Annotated in this window: 16 protein-coding genes and 1 pseudogene; all 17 read left to right on the top strand. The window is 62.7% G+C overall.

From position 1 onward, the window contains the following. Nucleotides 1-8: 8 nt before the first annotated feature. The 17 genes and pseudogenes from ACT54B_RS03310 (at nt 9) to trbG (ending at nt 16,567) form a co-directional block, all read left to right on the top strand. Nucleotides 9-566, top strand: a complete 558-nt coding sequence (locus ACT54B_RS03310) for a helix-turn-helix domain-containing protein (protein ID WP_476042834.1) — start codon at nt 9-11, stop codon at nt 564-566. Continuing rightward, nucleotides 563-1,528 carry an EAL domain-containing protein gene (locus ACT54B_RS03305; protein ID WP_476042833.1) on the top strand — a complete coding sequence of 322 codons (966 nt, stop codon included), beginning with the start codon at nt 563-565 and terminating at the stop codon, nt 1,526-1,528. The genes ACT54B_RS03310 and ACT54B_RS03305 overlap by 4 nt, the downstream gene beginning before the upstream one ends. 261 nt (nt 1,529-1,789) lie before the next feature. Further along, complete coding sequence (locus tag ACT54B_RS03300; RefSeq protein WP_476043492.1) at nt 1,790-2,515, top strand: SapC family protein; 726 nt, start codon at nt 1,790-1,792, stop codon at nt 2,513-2,515. Beyond that, nucleotides 2,512-3,171, top strand: a complete 660-nt coding sequence (locus ACT54B_RS03295; RefSeq protein WP_476042832.1) for an invasion associated locus B family protein — start codon at nt 2,512-2,514, stop codon at nt 3,169-3,171. The genes ACT54B_RS03300 and ACT54B_RS03295 overlap by 4 nt, the downstream gene beginning before the upstream one ends. A 200-nt stretch (nt 3,172-3,371) precedes the next feature. Continuing rightward, nucleotides 3,372-4,265 (top strand): LysR family transcriptional regulator, encoded by an 894-nt coding sequence (locus tag ACT54B_RS03290; protein WP_476042831.1) that lies wholly within the window; start codon nt 3,372-3,374, stop codon nt 4,263-4,265. A 344-nt stretch (nt 4,266-4,609) separates the two neighbouring features. Next, a pseudogene (locus ACT54B_RS03285) lies at nt 4,610-6,590 on the top strand (conjugal transfer protein TraG). 11 nt (nt 6,591-6,601) lie between these two features. Further along, the gene (locus ACT54B_RS03280; protein ID WP_476042830.1) at nt 6,602-7,051 is read left to right on the top strand and encodes a ribbon-helix-helix domain-containing protein; all 450 of its coding nucleotides are present in this window, start codon (nt 6,602-6,604) and stop codon (nt 7,049-7,051) included. 115 nt (nt 7,052-7,166) lie between these two features. Next, a complete protein-coding gene (locus tag ACT54B_RS03275) occupies nt 7,167-8,132 on the top strand; it encodes a hypothetical protein (protein ID WP_476042829.1) in 966 nt (321 codons plus the stop codon). A 314-nt stretch (nt 8,133-8,446) separates the two neighbouring features. Then, nucleotides 8,447-9,442 (top strand): P-type conjugative transfer ATPase TrbB, encoded by a 996-nt coding sequence (gene trbB, locus ACT54B_RS03270; protein ID WP_476042828.1) that lies wholly within the window; start codon nt 8,447-8,449, stop codon nt 9,440-9,442. Continuing rightward, nucleotides 9,439-9,771: a TrbC/VirB2 family type IV secretion system protein gene (locus tag ACT54B_RS03265; protein WP_476042827.1), complete on the top strand. Its 333-nt coding sequence runs from the start codon at nt 9,439-9,441 to the stop codon at nt 9,769-9,771. Before trbB ends, ACT54B_RS03265 begins: the two co-directional genes overlap by 4 nt. Then, nucleotides 9,771-10,049 carry a VirB3 family type IV secretion system protein gene (locus ACT54B_RS03260; protein ID WP_476042826.1) on the top strand — a complete coding sequence of 93 codons (279 nt, stop codon included), beginning with the start codon at nt 9,771-9,773 and terminating at the stop codon, nt 10,047-10,049. The genes ACT54B_RS03265 and ACT54B_RS03260 overlap by 1 nt, the downstream gene beginning before the upstream one ends. 12 nt (nt 10,050-10,061) lie before the next feature. Beyond that, nucleotides 10,062-12,500 (top strand): conjugal transfer protein TrbE, encoded by a 2,439-nt coding sequence (trbE, locus tag ACT54B_RS03255; protein ID WP_476042825.1) that lies wholly within the window; start codon nt 10,062-10,064, stop codon nt 12,498-12,500. A gap of 2 nt (nt 12,501-12,502) precedes the next feature. Next, nucleotides 12,503-13,270 carry a P-type conjugative transfer protein TrbJ gene (gene trbJ, locus ACT54B_RS03250; RefSeq protein ID WP_476042824.1) on the top strand — a complete coding sequence of 256 codons (768 nt, stop codon included), beginning with the start codon at nt 12,503-12,505 and terminating at the stop codon, nt 13,268-13,270. A 20-nt stretch (nt 13,271-13,290) separates the two neighbouring features. Then, nucleotides 13,291-13,569 (top strand): putative entry exclusion protein TrbK-alt, encoded by a 279-nt coding sequence (trbK-alt, locus tag ACT54B_RS03245; protein ID WP_476042823.1) that lies wholly within the window; start codon nt 13,291-13,293, stop codon nt 13,567-13,569. 3 nt (nt 13,570-13,572) lie between these two features. Then, nucleotides 13,573-14,928 (top strand): P-type conjugative transfer protein TrbL, encoded by a 1,356-nt coding sequence (gene trbL, locus ACT54B_RS03240; protein ID WP_476042822.1) that lies wholly within the window; start codon nt 13,573-13,575, stop codon nt 14,926-14,928. Beyond that, on the top strand, nt 14,928-15,617 hold the full coding sequence (trbF, locus tag ACT54B_RS03235) for a conjugal transfer protein TrbF (protein ID WP_476042821.1): 690 nt from the start codon (nt 14,928-14,930) through the stop codon (nt 15,615-15,617). The genes trbL and trbF overlap by 1 nt, the downstream gene beginning before the upstream one ends. Next, a complete protein-coding gene (gene trbG, locus ACT54B_RS03230; protein WP_476042820.1) occupies nt 15,614-16,567 on the top strand; it encodes a P-type conjugative transfer protein TrbG in 954 nt (317 codons plus the stop codon). Before trbF ends, trbG begins: the two co-directional genes overlap by 4 nt. Nucleotides 16,568-16,587: the final 20 nt, after the last annotated feature.

Here is a 16,587-nt window from a genome sequence, read left to right as displayed (position 1 = left end):
GATCACCTATGCGTGAGGTGGCGGCGCGCGTTGCCTTCGGCCGACGCGAGCGCTCGCCGGAACAGGAAGTCTCTTTTCGTAAGGCTCGACTTGAGATTCTGGGCGCGGAACTGGAGCTGCTCTTTTCCGTCCACGAGACGACGGGTCGGTCGGGCTTCGTGTCCGTTATGGGCGACGACGAACCCTCATTGTCGATTGGCGGCAGGGAAGCGCGGCTCTCGGTCGAGATTGACCCGGCTACGGGGTACTTTATTCTCCGCGAGGACGGGCCGAATGCCTGCGTGCTGATCACTGCGAGCGTGGAGCGGCTGTGTGATCATATCGTCGGCCAGGTGGCCTGCAAGTCCGGTGAATTGACCCCTCGCACCATTGGGGAGGCTGCCGCGATTTTCGTCGGTCGGTCGCTTGAAGAGGTTGAACGGCAACTGATTTTGCGCACGTTAGTGCATTTCAAAGGCGATCGGCAGAAAACCGCCTTCGCGCTCGGCGTTGATGAAGCGCAAGTGCGGGCTCGGGTGCGGCGCTATCTGCTGTCCCCTTCGCGCACAATCGAGGGGCAGCAATGAGTATGCTGCCTCCAAACGCGATTCACCAAAACCCGTGCGGCGGGCCTGACGGGGGCTCGGCGGAGATTCAGCTAGGTTTCTCCGCCGAGCCCGTCGTTGATCTCGTCAATTTCGACGCCAGTACTCTTTATAGCGAATGTCTGGCTCGCATGATGGTCGCAGAGGGTGTCCTGCTCAAGGGCGGTGACTTCATCGGCGAGTTGGAAAAAGACGGCGGAATTGGGTTCCTTGATGCCGCTATGGTTGATCTGACACTGGATGCTCTTGCCGATGAGCCGCTTGCCCGTTTCGGCTGCAATATCTCCCCACACACGCTCGTCGACGCGGAAGGCTGCTCCGCGTTTATGCGTCGTCTTGCTGCCCGCCCCTTGCTTGCGCAGCGGTTGACGCTGGAGATTACGGAAAGCGCACCGCTTCGAGAGATTCCTGATGTCGTGCAGCGGCTGGCGGAAATTCGGAAATTTGGGTGCCGGCTTGCAATCGACGATTTCAGTGCGGGCTACGCAACCGCACATTACCTCTACGGTCTCAATGTCCAATGGGACATCATCAAGATCGATCGTAGTTGCTTCGATGGTCTGTGCCAGGCGCCTCCACATTGTGAAGGTTTGGCGTCTTTGATTGCGACTGCCCGATCCTTCGCTCCCATCGTCGTTGTGGAGGGCATCGAGACCGAGGAGCATCTTGCCGCGGCTCTTAACGCAGGCGCCCGTTTCGGCCAGGGGTGGCTGTTCAAGGATCTGGTACGGGAGCGTTGGACCGCCCTCCACGGGAGTGCAGGAGAGCGTCTGGCCACCGCGATGGTGGCAAACGGTGCGGCGGCGCGCGCGGCCCCTTCTGTTTCAGAGGCGTTGTTACCTGCTGCGGGTCAGCCGAATGAATACGCCTTGGCTCGCGTGGCGCGCTTTGATGAGCAGATGCGGTCACTGCGCACGTGGGGAAGGCCCAAGGGGAACTCCTGACCCATCATTCGACCCTCCAACATCACGTTCTGAGTGCGACATGCCCCTCGTCGTATTAGGTCGATCGGGGAGGAGCGATCTTCCCCTGGTCGGTAAAGTGTATCGCCCTTCGGTTGACCGGAACTTGTTCCGGAAAGTGCATCGTCAATTGAGTTCAGCGCTCTCGGCGTGGCACCATGAAAAGGATTGTAATTTATTTTGACAACTGACAATCAGACCAAAGCTAGTGCACCACCGCTTCCGCTTTTCTACAAGAGCCCAGTGCTTCTTCGCCTGGAGGAGCACAGTGACGCCGGTTTGGCACCGCCCATGGGTTTCAGCTTCGCGCGCGAAGCTGTCGCCATTCCGCTCTGCATCGGCGAGTTCGCCGTGGCTATGCGTCACTACCCAATCGTGTTCGCAATGGGCGAGCGAGCCTCTCCGATTGCACTTGTCGCGATCAGAAAGGACCACAATCTCTTCATCGAGCGTGACGGAAGCTGGCAGGCGGGAAGCTATGTGCCCGCCTATGTGCGCCGTTATCCCTTCATCGCCATGGAGACGGCGGACCGGGCGAAGCAACTGCTCATGGTGGATCGTGCTAGTGACCGATTCATCGGATCCGTGACTGTACGGCGCGATGCGCAGCGCGTCTTCGACGAAGCGGGCCAGCCAACGCCTATGGCCCGAGGTGCTATGGCGTTCTGTCATGCCTATCACATTGACTACACCAACACGATCGCCTTCGTCCGTGCTCTGATCGCCGCGAAGATGTTGGAGTCCTATCATGCCGATTTCCGCTTGGCGGATGGATTGCAGCATCAGGTGAACGGCTTTTGTGCCGTGAACGAAGAGGCATTCCGGGCGCTTCCAAAGAAAACTGTTGCCGAGTGGCATGCCAAGGGCTGGCTCGGTCTGGTGAACCTCCATATCGCGTCCCTGCAAAGCTTCCAGGCCCTGCTGGATCTCTATGCGCAGCGCACAAATGAACGAAAGGCGCTCGCATGATGAGCAAGAAACTGCGTTTCATCTGTTGTTCCTCCCTCGCAGCGGTGGCTATTGCCGGCGGCGTCAGCCTGGGGTTCGTATCGGAAGGAGCGGTCTCAACCCCGACCATGGCCGCGCCGATTGCTGACAGGCAAGGTGATCCGGCACCGCAGCGCTTCGAAGTCGCACAGGCCCAAACAGACGGTCAACCAGCGGGTGGAGCCGCTGCGAACCTTCCGGGAGGCGCATCCTCGCTTAATGAGACCTACAAGGATTGGCGTGTTACCTGCGCCCAGCAGGGGAACGTCAAACGTTGCGTACTATCCCAGGTGCAGACACAGCAGGACGGCCAGCGCGTACTCGCCATCGAGCTCAACGCGCCGAGTGGCAATAGCGTCGCCGGCACGCTGGTCCTGCCATTTGGGTTCGCGCTCGATTCAGGTGTGACTTTCCAGATCGACGAGAAGCCTCCGATGCAGCCGCTTCGCTTCCGCACCTGCCTGCCCCGCGGCTGTTTAGTCAACGTCAGCTTCGATGCGCCGGTATTGGTAGCGCTGCGGGCCGGCGTGGCACTCAAAGTCAAGGCAGTCGCTGACGACAATTCAGCTGTTGTGCTCTCGATTTCGCTGCAGGGCTTCGCCACGGCGCTTGACCGGCTGGCGGTGTTGGCGCGTTAAGGACGGTCGAATCTTTGAAGCAAGAGACAGCCTTAAACTCTGGATCCCATCGGCCCATACTATCAAGCCCGTCGGACAAGTACGGCAGCCGCTGTGTGTCTGCGCGCGTACCCACGCCATTCGGGTAACCAGCGATGAGGCGCCTCAACAAACTCTCCGAAAATTGGCAATCACGCTCGTGCCTTGGCGGGCGGATTCCGATGATCTCACTGGTGGAAACGTTGGCAGTCGCCGAGTATTTGAACTTTCGACATGCGGCTAAGTTTCTCGGTGTCAGTCCGTCCAGTGTCAGCGAACGCATCAGGACTCTGGAAAATGATCTTGGCATACTTCTATTCGAGCGCCACGCCCGAGGCGTTCGATTGACCGAAGCTGGGCGGCATTTCGTCGAAGGCGTCGCTACCGGAATCGAGCACCTCGATCATGCCATCAAAACTGCCGGTGCATTCGCACGGGGCGACACTGGGCGCCTCCGTATTGGCATCTACGCCCTGACACCGGGCAGCTTTCTTGACAACCTGATCTGCCGATATCGAGCGGCTCACCCACATGTCGCAATCGAAATCACCGAAGGTAGCGCGCGTGACATCATTACCCAGCTCCGTGCCGACCAGCTCGACATTGCGTTCGTCGCGGGAGCCCCAGATCTGCCCGATTGTCACTCGCGCCGCATCTGGCACGAACGCCTTGTTGTCGTACTGTCGATCAATCACCCTATTGCCGATAGCGATCAGGTTACCTGGGATGATCTGGCCGGGGAAGCATTCCTGGTTCGCCAGAGTGGTACAGGGCCGCAGGCCTATGACCATATTGTTATGCGGCTTGCGGGGCGCTGGACAATCGCACCCTCGATCCTCCGTTGCGATGTCGAGCGCGGTACGTTGTTGCAGATGATTGCACAGGGATTTGGCATTTCGATTGCTGGACAGGCCGCCGCGTTAGTGGATTTCCCAGGAGTCGCATTTCGCCCCTTTCGGGATGAACCCGAGCCGATCCCATTTTCCGCAGTTTGGTCACCCTACAATCGAAACGCAACGTTGAGGAGTCTACTTGATCTCGCAAGCACCTTGGGCCGGTCTCTACCGTCAGCGTAGCCTACCGGTGGGTATGGCCTTTCTCCGACACAATGATAACGTCGGTGCTTCTGGCGGAAAGCTACATCGCTGTGGAGGCCGAGGCACCGAGCGATAGCGTCACGCAGCTCACTCCACATTTCACACCTTATGCGCGCTTACTGTCGCTAAGTCGGCCGAGGCATTCCGGGTATGGGTGGCCCGAACTGCGGGTGAGGGGCGGTGCTAGAGCCATCGCTGATCCCCGACCGTCCTATTTCTACGCCATGGTATCCGGCGGCCCTCGCGGCATACATCGGCTATTGCAACTCGCGAGAATGCCTATTCTCTGATCGGCTCCAACATTCTTGCCAATTGGAGCCTGTATGCGCGGAGGTCGAATACTCTGGGGTCAGATTGCCGTTGTCTTCGCCATTGTCGTTATGACGACCTGGGCGGCGACGGAATGGACGGCATGGCGGCTGGGGTTTCAGCCGCAACTCGGTCGCCCCTGGTTCGAACTGGCCGGCTTGCCGATCTACCATCCGCCCGTCTTCTTCTGGTGGTGGTTTTCCTACGACGCCTATGCACCTGCGATCTTCACCGAAGGCGCGTTCATTGCCGCATCTGGCGGCTTCATCGCCATCGTTGCCGCCATCACCATGTCGATCATCCGCGCGCGCGAAACCGGCAACGTCGCGACATACGGTTCCGCGCGCTGGGCCGACGATACGGAAATCCGTGCCGCCGGCCTGCTCGATCCCGATGGCGTCGTGCTCGGCCGATATGAGCGCGACTATCTGCGCCATGATGGCCCCGAGCATGTGCTGTGCTTCGCGCCGACCCGCAGCGGCAAGGGCGTCGGCCTCGTCGTGCCGACGCTGCTGACCTGGCCTGGCTCTGCCATCGTTCACGACATCAAGGGCGAGAACTGGACGCTCACGGCAGGCTTCCGCGCGAGACACGGCCGCGTCCTTTTGTTCGACCCGACCAATACCGGATCGTCCGCCTACAATCCGCTGCTAGAGGTTCGGCAAGGCGAATGGGAAGTCCGTGACGTGCAGAACATCGCGGACATATTGGTCGATCCGGAGGGCAGCCTCGACAAGCGCAACCATTGGGAAAAGACCAGCCATTCGCTGCTGGTCGGCGCGATCCTGCACGTGCTCTACGCCGAGCCTGACAAGACGCTTGCCGGCGTCGCCAACTTCCTGTCCGATCCCCGGCGCCCGGTGGAAGGCACTTTGCGCTCGATGATGGACACGCCGCACCTCGGCGAAGCTGGCGTTCATCCTGTCATTGCATCCTCGGCGCGCGAGCTGCTGAATAAGTCCGACAACGAACGGTCGGGCGTGCTCTCGACTGCTATGTCGTTTCTCGGCCTCTATCGCGATCCTGTCGTGGCGCGCGTCACGGCGCGCTGCGACTGGCGCATCGCCGATCTCGTCGGCGGCAAAAAGCCGATCAGCCTCTATCTCGTCGTCCCGCCGTCCGACATCAACCGCACCAAGCCACTCATCCGGCTGATCCTCAACCAGATCGGCCGCAGGCTGACCGAAGAATTGACGACATCGGGCAAGCGTCATCGCCTGCTGCTGATGCTCGACGAGTTTCCGGCGCTCGGCCGGCTCGACTTCTTCGAATCCGCGCTCGCCTTCATGGCAGGCTATGGCCTGAAATCATTCCTGATCGCGCAGAGCCTCAACCAGATCGAGCGCGCCTATGGACCGAACAACGCCATTCTCGACAATTGCCATGTCCGCGTCAGCTTCGCCACGAACGACGAGCGCACGGCCAAACGAGTGTCGGACGCACTCGGTACCGCGACTGAGATGCGCGATTCCACCAACTATGCCGGCCACCGGCTTTCGCCTTGGCTGGGGCATCTCATGGTGTCGCGGCAAGAGACCGCGCGGCCCTTGCTGACGCCTGGCGAGATAATGCAGCTCCCCCCCCAGCGACGAAATCGTCATGGTCGCCGGTACACCCCCGATCCGCGCCACAAAGGCCCGATATTTCGAGGACGCGCGCTTGCAGGAGCGCATCCTGACGCCACCCAAACTGGCAGCAGTAGAAACCGTCCCGTCCGATGACTGGACCGGCCGCGTCACCGTGTCGGGGAACCACATGCCTCCGGCGACCGCCGACGACATGGGCGGCGATCCTGCCAATGCCGGTATCCGCCGCGAACCGGATTTGCCCGAGCATGAGGAAATCGTCGCGCCGCAGCCATCACCCGAGCACGAGTTCGACCTTCTCGACGGGGAACCCGACGTTGACGCGGCAAAGGCGAAGACGATGCGCGCCCGGATGCGGGTGGTGGCGCGGCAAGCCTCGCTCGACCCCGGCGACGGCATCGAGCTTTGAGAGGAACGCCGATGACTGCGCGCACCCGCATGAACGTCTATTTCGATCCGGCTTTGCTGAAACAGGTCGAGGCGCTGGCGCTCCGGCGCAACGTCTCGAAATCCGCCATCGTGGAGGCGGCAGTCGCGTCCTTTCTATCGGGCGATACGACCGAGCGGCTGGAAGCGGCCATGTCGCGCCGCATCGATAAGTTAGGCCGCCAGATGGACACGCTTGACGAAGACCTCGCCGTGCTCGGCGAGGCCGTCTCGCTGTTCGTCCATTTCTGGCTGACCACCACGCCGCCAGTGCCGGATTCCGCGAAGGCGTCGGCCCGCGCCAAGGGCAACGAACGCTACAAGGGTTTCATGCAGACGCTCGGCAGGCGTTTGGCAACCGGAGACAGGTTCCTCAAGGAGCTGTCGCGGGACATAGAGCCATCCGACCACCAGACCATGACAGAGGCTGACAAAAGCACTTGAGAATATCGCTGAATCTGACGTTCATTTCTCCTGTATCCACGACGACATATGACTATATTGACGGAGCAGATAGCATCTATGGCGACCAGTGTTGGATGCCCCAGAAGATTAGAAGATGACCATGGTAAAGCCATCAACACCCGCCCGCACAGTCGCTGAAGTCGTGAAGTCGGTAGAGCGCACGGCCGCACGTCGAAGACAATCTCGTGAAAAGCTAGCAGCCGAAATTGCGGCACGCGTGCCGGGTGAAGGCTATGAGCCGTGCATCGTCAGTTTCATCGACGTACTGGGCTTTCGCGATCTTCTCGCCAAGCGCCATGCTCACGACATACGCGACATCATGCTGCGGCTGCGCAAATTCACCGCTCCGGACGAGATCGAGAAACCGCGACGGATGAAAGATGCGCGGCTTTATAGTCGGCCATTCGCGGATTCGGTTTCGGATGCCGTGGTTCGTGTGCGCGTCTTCGATACTCAGTATCGTGACGGCGCGTTCTTCCACGAACTGCTCGACCTGCTCCACGCGCAGATCCAGTGTGTGGGAAATGGGGTGGTGGTCCGCGCCGGCGTGACGATCGGAGACGCGCATGTCGGATTTGACGGCAAAGGCCCAGTGTTTGGTCCGGCGATGGTGCGTGCCTACGAGATTGAGACCCATGAGGCGGTTTACCCACGTATTGTCATCGACCAGAGCGCCTACCAGACGTTTCTCACAGACATCCGTCTGCATAAGGAAGGCCATAGCTCCAAGATGGAAATCAGCTATGTCGACAAGCTGCTGCGGGTCGACGCCGATGGTACAAGGTTTATTGACTATCTCGCGGGCGGCGAGCCAGAGTTTGACCACCCCGGTGAATATTTCGAGTTTCTCGGCCGCCATGCCGAACTGGTTCGCAACAAGCTTGAGGAAACCACCGACAAGGTACGCGCGAAATTCGAGTGGCTCGCCGGCTACCATAACTGCGTCGTCAGGCAGATTATCGATGAGTTTACCCACGGCTCACGATCGAGCGAAGCGTTTTGGGAAGAATTTAATTGCGACCCGTTTCCGATCCTTGAGGAGATGATCGTAAAAGTCTGATGACCATGCGCGCGCGTCGCGAATGCACTGGTCTCATCCGACAACGAGCGATGACATAGGTTCGGAATATCTTCTAAGATCGCGGCAGAAAACCAGTTGAGCGGCAAATAGAGAGCCTTCACAAGCTGAACGTCCGGCTCTGGGTCAAGTTTGATTAACCACCTTTCCGAGACCTAACCCATCCTATTCCCCGCCGATGGCCGCCGATCCCCGCACGCGCTTCGATACTTGTTGAATCGACCTGATTTCAGGCTCTTTTAATCGACCCGGATCCGGGGACCGTCTGTTGCGCCTCGTGAAGAAACGGGGCCGACATGACCACATCACACCACAGACCGGAGGCGATCCAGCGCGGCGCGCGCATGTTGCGCACGGCGCTCGGCCCCGCCATCGCGCGCTTTCTCGAAGACCCGGCCGTCGTCGAGGTGATGCTGAACCCGGACGGGCGCATCTGGATCGACCGGCTCTCCGAAGGATTGTCCGACACTGGCGAGGTGCTGTCGCCTGCCGATGGCGAACGCATCGTCCGCCTGGTCGCCCATCATGTCGGCGCTGAGGTTCATGCCCGATCCCCGCGCGTTTCGGCCGAACTGCCCGACACCGGCGAGCGGTTCGAGGGGCTGTTGCCGCCAGTCGTCGCCGCACCCGCCTTCGCGATCCGCAAGCCAGCCGTCGCTGTCTTCACGCTCAATGACTACGTTGCCGCCGGGATCATGTCGGCGAACCAGGCAGCGACTTTGCGTGCGGCCGTTGCGGCGCGGGCCAACATCCTCGTCGCGGGCGGCACCTCGACCGGCAAGACCACACTGACCAATGCGCTTTTGGCCGAAGTCGCCAAGAGCGCCGATCGCGTCGTCATCATTGAGGACACGCGCGAGCTTCAATGCGCCGCGCCCAACCTCGTCTCCATGCGGACCAAGGAGGGGGTCGTCACGCTCTCCGATCTCGTGCGCTCCTCGTTGCGCCTGCGCCCCGACCGCATCCCCATCGGCGAGGTGCGTGGTTCCGAAGCGCTCGATCTCCTCAAAGCCTGGGGCACAGGCCATCCGGGTGGCGTCGGCACCATCCACGCCGGCACCGGCATTGGCGCGCTACGCCGTCTCGAACAGCTCATCCAGGAAGCCGTCGTCACCGTCCCGCGCGCGCTGATCGCTGAGACGATCGACCTCGTCGCCGTCCTCTCCGGCCGCGGCTACGCACGCCGGCTCACTGAGCTCGCCCGCGTCGATGGGCTCGGCCCGGACGGGGACTACCGCATCAGGCATCCCATCCCTTTGGCCACCCCCACCAGCACAGGAGAACCTTCATGATCCGTATCCCTATGCCCTTGCATCGCAGCGTCGCCACCCTCGTCGCCGTTGCCTACGTCAATCTCGTCCTCGTTCCCGCCGCTCACGCCTCCGGCTCCTCGATGCCGTGGGAAGCGCCGCTTCAGAAAATCCTTCAGTCGATCGAAGGTCCGGTCGCCAAAATCGTCGCCGTGATCATCATCATCGCAACGGGCCTCGCGCTCGCCTTCGGCGACACCTCCGGTGGCTTCCGCAAGCTGATCCAGATCGTGTTCGGCCTTTCGATCGCGTTTGCGGCGTCGAGCTTCTTCCTGTCGTTTTTCTCATTCGGCGGCGGGGCGCTCGTCTGATGGCGGTCGCCTTCGAGCAATTGGACGTGCCGGGTTTCGCCGTCCCGGTCCACCGCGCACTGACCGAGCACATCCTGCTCGGCGGCGCGCCGCGTTCTATCGCGATCCTCAACGGGACGCTTGCTGGGGCCGTGGGCCTCGGCCTGCGCCTCTGGCTGGTCGGCCTGCTCATCTGGGCGGTCGGCCATTTCGCGGCGGTCTGGGCCGCCAAACGCGATCCGCTCTTCGTGGAGGTCGGCCGTCGGCATCTTCGCATCCCCGCTCATCTCTCGGTCTGACGGAGCGCGGCAATGATGAATCTCGCCGAATACCGTCGCAGCGCCAGCCGCCTTGCCGATTTCCTGCCCTGGGCCGCACTGGCCGGCCCCGGCATTGTCCTCAACAAAGACGGCTCGTTCCAGCGCACCGCGACGTTTCGCGGGCCTGATCTCGATAGCGCCGTCGCGGCCGAGTTGGTCGCCGTCGCCGGCCGCATCAACAATGCCTTCCGCCGTCTTGGCTCCGGCTGGAGCATCTTCGTCGAGGCGCAGCGCCATGAGGCCGCGACCTATCCGGCGGACCGGTTCCCCGATGCCGCATCTGGCCTGGTCGATGCCGAGCGCAAGGCCGATTTCGAGGAAGCAGGCGTTCACTTCGATTCCGGCTACTACCTGACCTTCCTCTATCTGCCCCCGGTCGAGGAGACCGCCCGCGCCGAAACCTGGCTCTACGAGGGCCGCGGGCGCACCGGTGTCGATCCGAACGAGATCCTGCGCACCTTCATCGACCGCACCGGCCGCGTACTGGCGCTCCTCGACGGCTTCATGCCCGAATGCGCCTGGCTCGATGACACCGAGACACTTACTTATCTGCACTCGACGGTTTCGACCAAACGCCACCGCATCCGCATTCCCGAAACCCCGATCTATCTCGATGCGCTGCTCGCCGACCAGCCATTGACCGGTGGGGTCGAACCGCGCCTTGGCGACGAACATCTGCGAATTCTCACCATCATCGGCTTTCCGACGGCGACGACGCCCGGTCTGCTCGACGATCTCAACCGGCTGGCGTTCCCGTATCGCTGGAGCACCCGCGCGATCCTGCTCGACAAGACCGATGCCACGAAGCTGCTGACGAAGATCAGGCGGCAATGGTTTGCGAAGCGCAAGTCGATCGCCGCCATCCTCAAGGAAGTTCTGACCAACGAAGCCTCGGCGCTGGTCGACACCGATGCGTCCAACAAGGCGGCCGACGCCGACATGGCCTTGCAGGAGCTGGGGGCCGATGTTGCAGGCATGGCCTATGTCACCGCGACGATCGTGGTGTGGGACGCCGATCCGCGTCTTGCCGACGAGAAGCTGCGTCTGGTCGAGAAGGTCATCCAGGGCCGCGATTTCACCGCCATGGTCGAGACCGTCAACGCGGTCGACGCATGGCTCGGCAGTCTGCCCGGCCATGCCTATGCCAACGTCCGCCAGCCCCCCATCAGCACGTTGAATCTTGCTCACATGATCCCCCTCTCCGCCGTGTGGGCGGGGCCGGAACGGGACGAGCATTTCGGTAGTCCCCCCTTGCTTTACGGCAAGACCGAAGGCTCGACCCCGTTCCGGTTATCCCTTCATGTTGGGGATGTCGGCCACACGCTCGTCGTCGGTCCGACCGGCGCGGGCAAGTCCGTACTGCTCGCGCTCATGGCCTTACAGTTCCGACGCTATGAGCGGTCCCAGGTCTTCGCTTTCGACTTCGGCGGTTCGATCCGCGCCGCTGCGCTCGCTATGGGCGGTGACTGGCACGATCTCGGCGGCGGGTTGACGGAGGGGGACCAATTCTCCGTCTCCCTCCAGCCTCTCGCTCGCATCGACAACACCTATGAACGCGCCTGGGCGGCCGATTGGATCGTGGCGATCCTGACGCGCGAAGGCATCAGGGTCACGCCGGAGGTGAAGGAGCACATCTGGACCGCGCTGACCTCGCTCGCCTCCGCGCCGGTCGAGGAACGCACCATCACTGGCTTCGCAGTCCTGCTCCAATCCAACGACATCAAGCAGGCGCTCCGTCCTTACTGCGTCGGCGGTGCCTACGGACGCTTGCTCGACGCTGAGGCTGAACATCTGGGCTCCGCCGACGTGCAGGCGTTCGAGATCGAAGGTCTTGTCGGGGCTGGCGCGGCACCAGCCGTACTCGCCTATCTCTTCCATCGCATCGGCGAACGGCTCGACGGCCGCCCGACGATGCTCATCATCGACGAGGGCTGGCTTGCGCTTGACGATGAAGGATTCGCTAGCCAGCTCCGTGAATGGCTGAAGACGCTGCGCAAGAAGAACGCATCCGTCATCTTCGCCACGCAGTCACTGTCCGACATCGACAATTCGAGTATCGCGCCGGCCATCATCGAAAGCTGCCCGACGCGCCTCCTGTTGCCAAATGAACGGGCGATCGAGCCGCAGATCACGGCCATCTATCGCCGCTTCGGCCTTAACGACCGCCAGATCGAAATCCTCGCGCGTGCCGTCCCCAAGCGCGACTACTACTGCCAGTCTCGGCGCGGCAACCGCCTGTTCGAGCTGGGTCTGTCGCAAGTCGGCCTCGCACTCTGCGCCGCCTCATCCAAATCCGACCAGACGTTGATCGCCAACCTCGTCGCCGAACACGGCCGCGAAGGTTTCCTCGCCGCTTGGCTGCGCGCCCGCGACGCCGGATGGGCGGCGGAACTCATTCCGAATTTCCCCCTAGCCGCAAAGGAGTCCTGACTATGCAAATCCGTCGATCCCGCTCGCGCGCCATGGCGCTCGCTGCAAACCTGTTCGCAGCAGCGCCGCTCGCGCTCTCTCCGATGGTGGCGACGCCAGCGCACGCCTTCATCGTCTTCGATCCCTCCAACTATGCGCAAAACGTCCTGACCGCCGCGCGCACGCTGGAGCAGATCACCAACCAGATCACCTCGCTTCAGAACGAAGCGCAGATGCTCATCAATCAGGCGAAGAATCTGGCGAGCCTACCCTACTCGGCGCTCCAGCAGCTCCAGCAGAACGTGCAGCGCACCCAGCAGCTTCTCAGCCAAGCTCAGGGCATCGCATTCAACGTCCAGCAGATCGACCAGGTGTTTGCCCAAAAATACGGCAACGTCTCGATGTCGACGACCGACAGGCAGATGATCGCCGATGCGCGCTCGCGCTGGCAGAACACCGTCGGCGGACTTCAGGATGCCATGCGCGTGCAGGCCGGCGTCGTGTCCAACATCGACACCAACCGCACGCAGATGTCGGCGTTGGTCAGCCAGAGCCAGGGCGCGACCGGCGCGCTTCAGGCCACGCAAGCCGGCAATCAGATCCTCGCTCTACAATCGCAGCAGCTTTCGGACCTCGTGGCGCTGCTCGCCTCCAACGGCCGCGCCAGCGCACTCACCGAGGCCGAGCGCACCGCCGCCGCTGAGCAGGGTCGCGAACAACGTCGCCGCTTCCTGACGCCCGGCTCGAGCTACGCGCCTGGTAACGCCCAGATGTTCAACACCGGCAAGTAACCTCCAGAAGGAGCATTCCCATGGACGGCAAGATGCTGGCCCGCCTCGGCGCTATCGTGTTCGTCGCCATCGCCATCACTGCGACGGTCATCGGACTGAACCGCGAGGAGAACGCGCCGGCTTCTTCGCCGGCCGCACTTCATTCCCCCGACCGCGATCCGCTGCGCGAAGGCCAACGCCGATGCCAGCGGCTCGGCCAACAGGCAGCCAGCGACAACGAGTGCATGGCTGTATGGGCCGAGACCCGTGACCGCTTCCTTGGCCGCGCGCCCGCGCCGATCGCACCCGAAGGGCGGTGAGCCATGGGCGGCGCAGGCGTCATCGACAATTTCCTCGGCGTATTCACCAGATACATCGACAGCGGATTCGGCCTTCTCGGCGGTGAGGTCGGCTTCATCGCAACCACTCTGATCGTCATTGACGTGACGCTCGCCGCGCTCTTCTGGTCCTGGGCGGCCGATGACGACATCATCACGCGCCTCGTCAAGAAGACGCTCTTCGTCGGCGTCTTCGCCTATCTCATCGGCAACTGGAACAACCTCGCCAAGATCCTGTTCGAGAGCTTCGCGGGCCTTGGCCTGAAGGCGAGTGGAACGGGGTTTTCAACCGCCGACCTGATGCGGCCCGGCAAAGTCGCACAGACCGGCCTCGACGCCGCCCGGCCGCTGCTCGAATCCATCTCCGATCTGATGGGCTGGGTCGCGTTCTTCGAGAACTTCATCCAGATCGCGTGCCTGCTCTTCGCCTGGGCGCTGGTCATCCTCGCCTTCTTCATTCTGGCCATCCAGCTCTTCGTCACCCTGATCGAATTCAAGCTGGCGACGCTCGCCGGCTTCGTCCTCATTCCGTTTGGCCTCTTCGGGAAAACCGCCTTTATGGCCGAAAAGGTGCTTGGCCACGTCATATCCAGCGGTATCAAGGTTCTCGTGCTGGCGGTCATTATCGGCATCGGCTCGACGCTTTTCAGCGAGTTCACCAAGGGTTTCGGCGGCACCACCCCCAGCATCGATGACGCCATGGCCGTCGTGCTGGCTGCGTTGTCCCTCGTGGCCCTCGGCATCTTCGGTCCCGGCATCGCCAACGGTCTCGTCTCCGGCGGCCCGCAGCTCGGCGCGGGCGCGGCCATTGGCACCGGCCTTGCGGTCGGCGGCGCGGCCATGGCCTTCGGCGGCGGTGCGATGATGGCCGCCAAGGGCGGAGCCGCCGTGCTCTCCGGCGGGGCCGCCGCCGCCCGCGGCGGTGCAACCGCAGCTGGCGCGGCCTCCTCGGCCTATTCGCTCGGCTCTCTCGGCAAATCCGGCGCATCGGGCGTCGCCTCCGGTGTCGGTGGGGTCACGCGTGCCGCCGGATCGGCGGCCACGTCGCCACTCCGCCGTGCCGCATCGCGCGCCGCCGACTCCATGAAATCCAGCTTCTCCGATGGCGCGAAGGCTGGCTTCGGGGCGACCGGCGGCATTTCGACCATGGGGACGATCGGGGGTGCAGCCGCCGAGGCCGCTGCCACCCCGACCGTGACCGGCAGCGCTCCCGATTGGGCTAAGCGCATGAAGCGCAACCAGACCGTCAGCCACGGCGTCAGCGCCGCCGCCCACGCCATCCGCTCCGGCGACAGCCACGGCTCCGGTTCTTCCATCAACCTCTCTGAAAGCGACCGCTGATGAACCTCTTCAAAAGACCCGCCGCCCACTACGGCAAGACCCCGCAACCCGAGACACCTTACCAGCGCGCCACGCAGGTCTGGGACGACCGGATCGGATCGGCCCGCGTGCAGGCCAAGAACTGGCGTTATATGGCCTTCGGCTCGCTGATCCTCTCGGCGGGCTTCGCCGGGGCGTTGGTCATCCAGTCAGCGCGCGGGACCGTGGTGCCCTGGGTGGTTCAGGTAGACAAGCTCGGCCAGGCCCAGGCGCTCGCGCCGGCCGTCGCCGACTTCCGTCCGACCGATCCGCAAATCGCATGGCATCTCGGCCGCTTCATCGAGCAGGTCCGCTCGATCCCCGCCGATCCAATCATCGTCCGCCAGAACTGGCTTCGCGCCTATGAATGGACCACCGATCGCGGCGCGGGCGCACTCAACGACTATGCCCGCACCAACGATCCCTTCACCAAGGTCGGAAAGCAGCAGATCGCGGTTGACGTCTCCAGCGTCATCCGCGCGTCGCCGGATTCGTTTCGCGTCGCCTGGACGGAGCGGCATTTCGAGAACGGCGCGCTTGCCTCGACTGAGCGCTGGACCGCGATCCTCACGGTCACGCTTCAGCCGCCACGCGACGCCGAGCGCCTGAAGGCCAATCCACTCGGCATCTACGTCAACGCCATCAACTGGTCACGGGAGATGGCCCAATGATCCCGGCAATCCGTAAATCGACCGTCGTATTGATGTTGCAGTGCGCAACGGTTTTGGCAGGGTGCGCGACCTACAAGCCACCCGAAATCAGCTACGACGCCAGCGTGCCGCCGTTGCCGGCTGTCCCGGCCGCCATAATCGATGATCGTCCCAAACCCCTCAACGTGCCACCCGCCTGGACGGTCGCGCGCGGCGGCGAGACCGCCTCCACCCCGACAGGCCGCGTCGAGAATGCCAATGCCGCCGCCCGCGTGCAGCCGCGCCGTGAGGGCTATTACAACGCCATCCAGGTCTATCCGTGGTCGGAAGGCGCGCTCTATCAAATCTATGCCGCCCCCGGTCAGATCACCAGCATCGCGCTCGAACCTGGCGAAGCTCTGACGGGTGCCGGGCCGATCGCCGCTGGCGACACGGCGCGCTGGATTATCGGCGACACCGAATCCGGCTCCGGCGTCGGCCGCCGCGTGCTCGTGCTGGTGAAGCCCTCGCGGGCCGACATCACCACAAACCTCGTCATCACGACCGACCGGCGCACCTACATGATCGAGCTGCGCTCTGGCGAGAAGCCTTATATGCCCGCGGTCTCCTGGGCCTATCCGCGGCCAAGCGGCGGCCAGCAAGCGTTTCCGGCAACGCCGGCCATTCCGGCCGTGGCCGCTCGCAACTATCGCTATGGCCTCACCGGTGACACCCCGCCATGGAAGCCCGTCGCCGTCTATGACGACGGCCGCCGCGTCTATGTCGAGTTTCCGCGCGGCATCGTTCAGGGCGAAATGCCCCCGATCTTCGTCCTCGGCTCCAATGGCGAGACCCAGATCGTCAACAGCCGCATCTATCAACACATCCTGATCGTCGATCGCCTGTTCGGCGCGGCCGAACTGCGTCTTGGCGCGGGAGACAAGCAGCAGACCGTCAGGATCGTCCGCACCGACGGGAGGCCGCAATCGTGAATGAGACCGAAACCCCAGCA

This window comes from Gellertiella sp. DMC107, assembly GCF_056313605.1.
This window is presented reverse-complemented; position numbering and strand designations above follow the sequence as displayed.

Excerpts from the sequence above, each read along its gene's own strand:
- ACT54B_RS03275 (WP_476042829.1), top strand. The coding sequence starts at position 7,167 with ATGACCATGGTAAAGCCATCAACACCCGCCCGCACAGTCGCTGAAGTC.
- ACT54B_RS03260 (WP_476042826.1), top strand. The coding sequence starts at position 9,771 with ATGGCGGTCGCCTTCGAGCAATTGGACGTGCCGGGTTTCGCCGTCCCG.
- ACT54B_RS03280 (WP_476042830.1), top strand. The coding sequence starts at position 6,602 with ATGACTGCGCGCACCCGCATGAACGTCTATTTCGATCCGGCTTTGCTG.
- ACT54B_RS03305 (WP_476042833.1), top strand. The coding sequence starts at position 563 with ATGAGTATGCTGCCTCCAAACGCGATTCACCAAAACCCGTGCGGCGGG.
- trbB (WP_476042828.1), top strand. The coding sequence starts at position 8,447 with ATGACCACATCACACCACAGACCGGAGGCGATCCAGCGCGGCGCGCGC.
- trbF (WP_476042821.1), top strand. The coding sequence starts at position 14,928 with ATGAACCTCTTCAAAAGACCCGCCGCCCACTACGGCAAGACCCCGCAA.
- trbG (WP_476042820.1), top strand. The coding sequence starts at position 15,614 with ATGATCCCGGCAATCCGTAAATCGACCGTCGTATTGATGTTGCAGTGC.
- trbE (WP_476042825.1), top strand. The coding sequence starts at position 10,062 with ATGATGAATCTCGCCGAATACCGTCGCAGCGCCAGCCGCCTTGCCGAT.
- ACT54B_RS03310 (WP_476042834.1), top strand. The coding sequence starts at position 9 with ATGCGTGAGGTGGCGGCGCGCGTTGCCTTCGGCCGACGCGAGCGCTCG.
- trbK-alt (WP_476042823.1), top strand. The coding sequence starts at position 13,291 with ATGGACGGCAAGATGCTGGCCCGCCTCGGCGCTATCGTGTTCGTCGCC.
- ACT54B_RS03265 (WP_476042827.1), top strand. The coding sequence starts at position 9,439 with ATGATCCGTATCCCTATGCCCTTGCATCGCAGCGTCGCCACCCTCGTC.
- trbL (WP_476042822.1), top strand. The coding sequence starts at position 13,573 with ATGGGCGGCGCAGGCGTCATCGACAATTTCCTCGGCGTATTCACCAGA.
- ACT54B_RS03295 (WP_476042832.1), top strand. The coding sequence starts at position 2,512 with ATGATGAGCAAGAAACTGCGTTTCATCTGTTGTTCCTCCCTCGCAGCG.
- trbJ (WP_476042824.1), top strand. The coding sequence starts at position 12,503 with ATGCAAATCCGTCGATCCCGCTCGCGCGCCATGGCGCTCGCTGCAAAC.
- ACT54B_RS03290 (WP_476042831.1), top strand. The coding sequence starts at position 3,372 with ATGATCTCACTGGTGGAAACGTTGGCAGTCGCCGAGTATTTGAACTTT.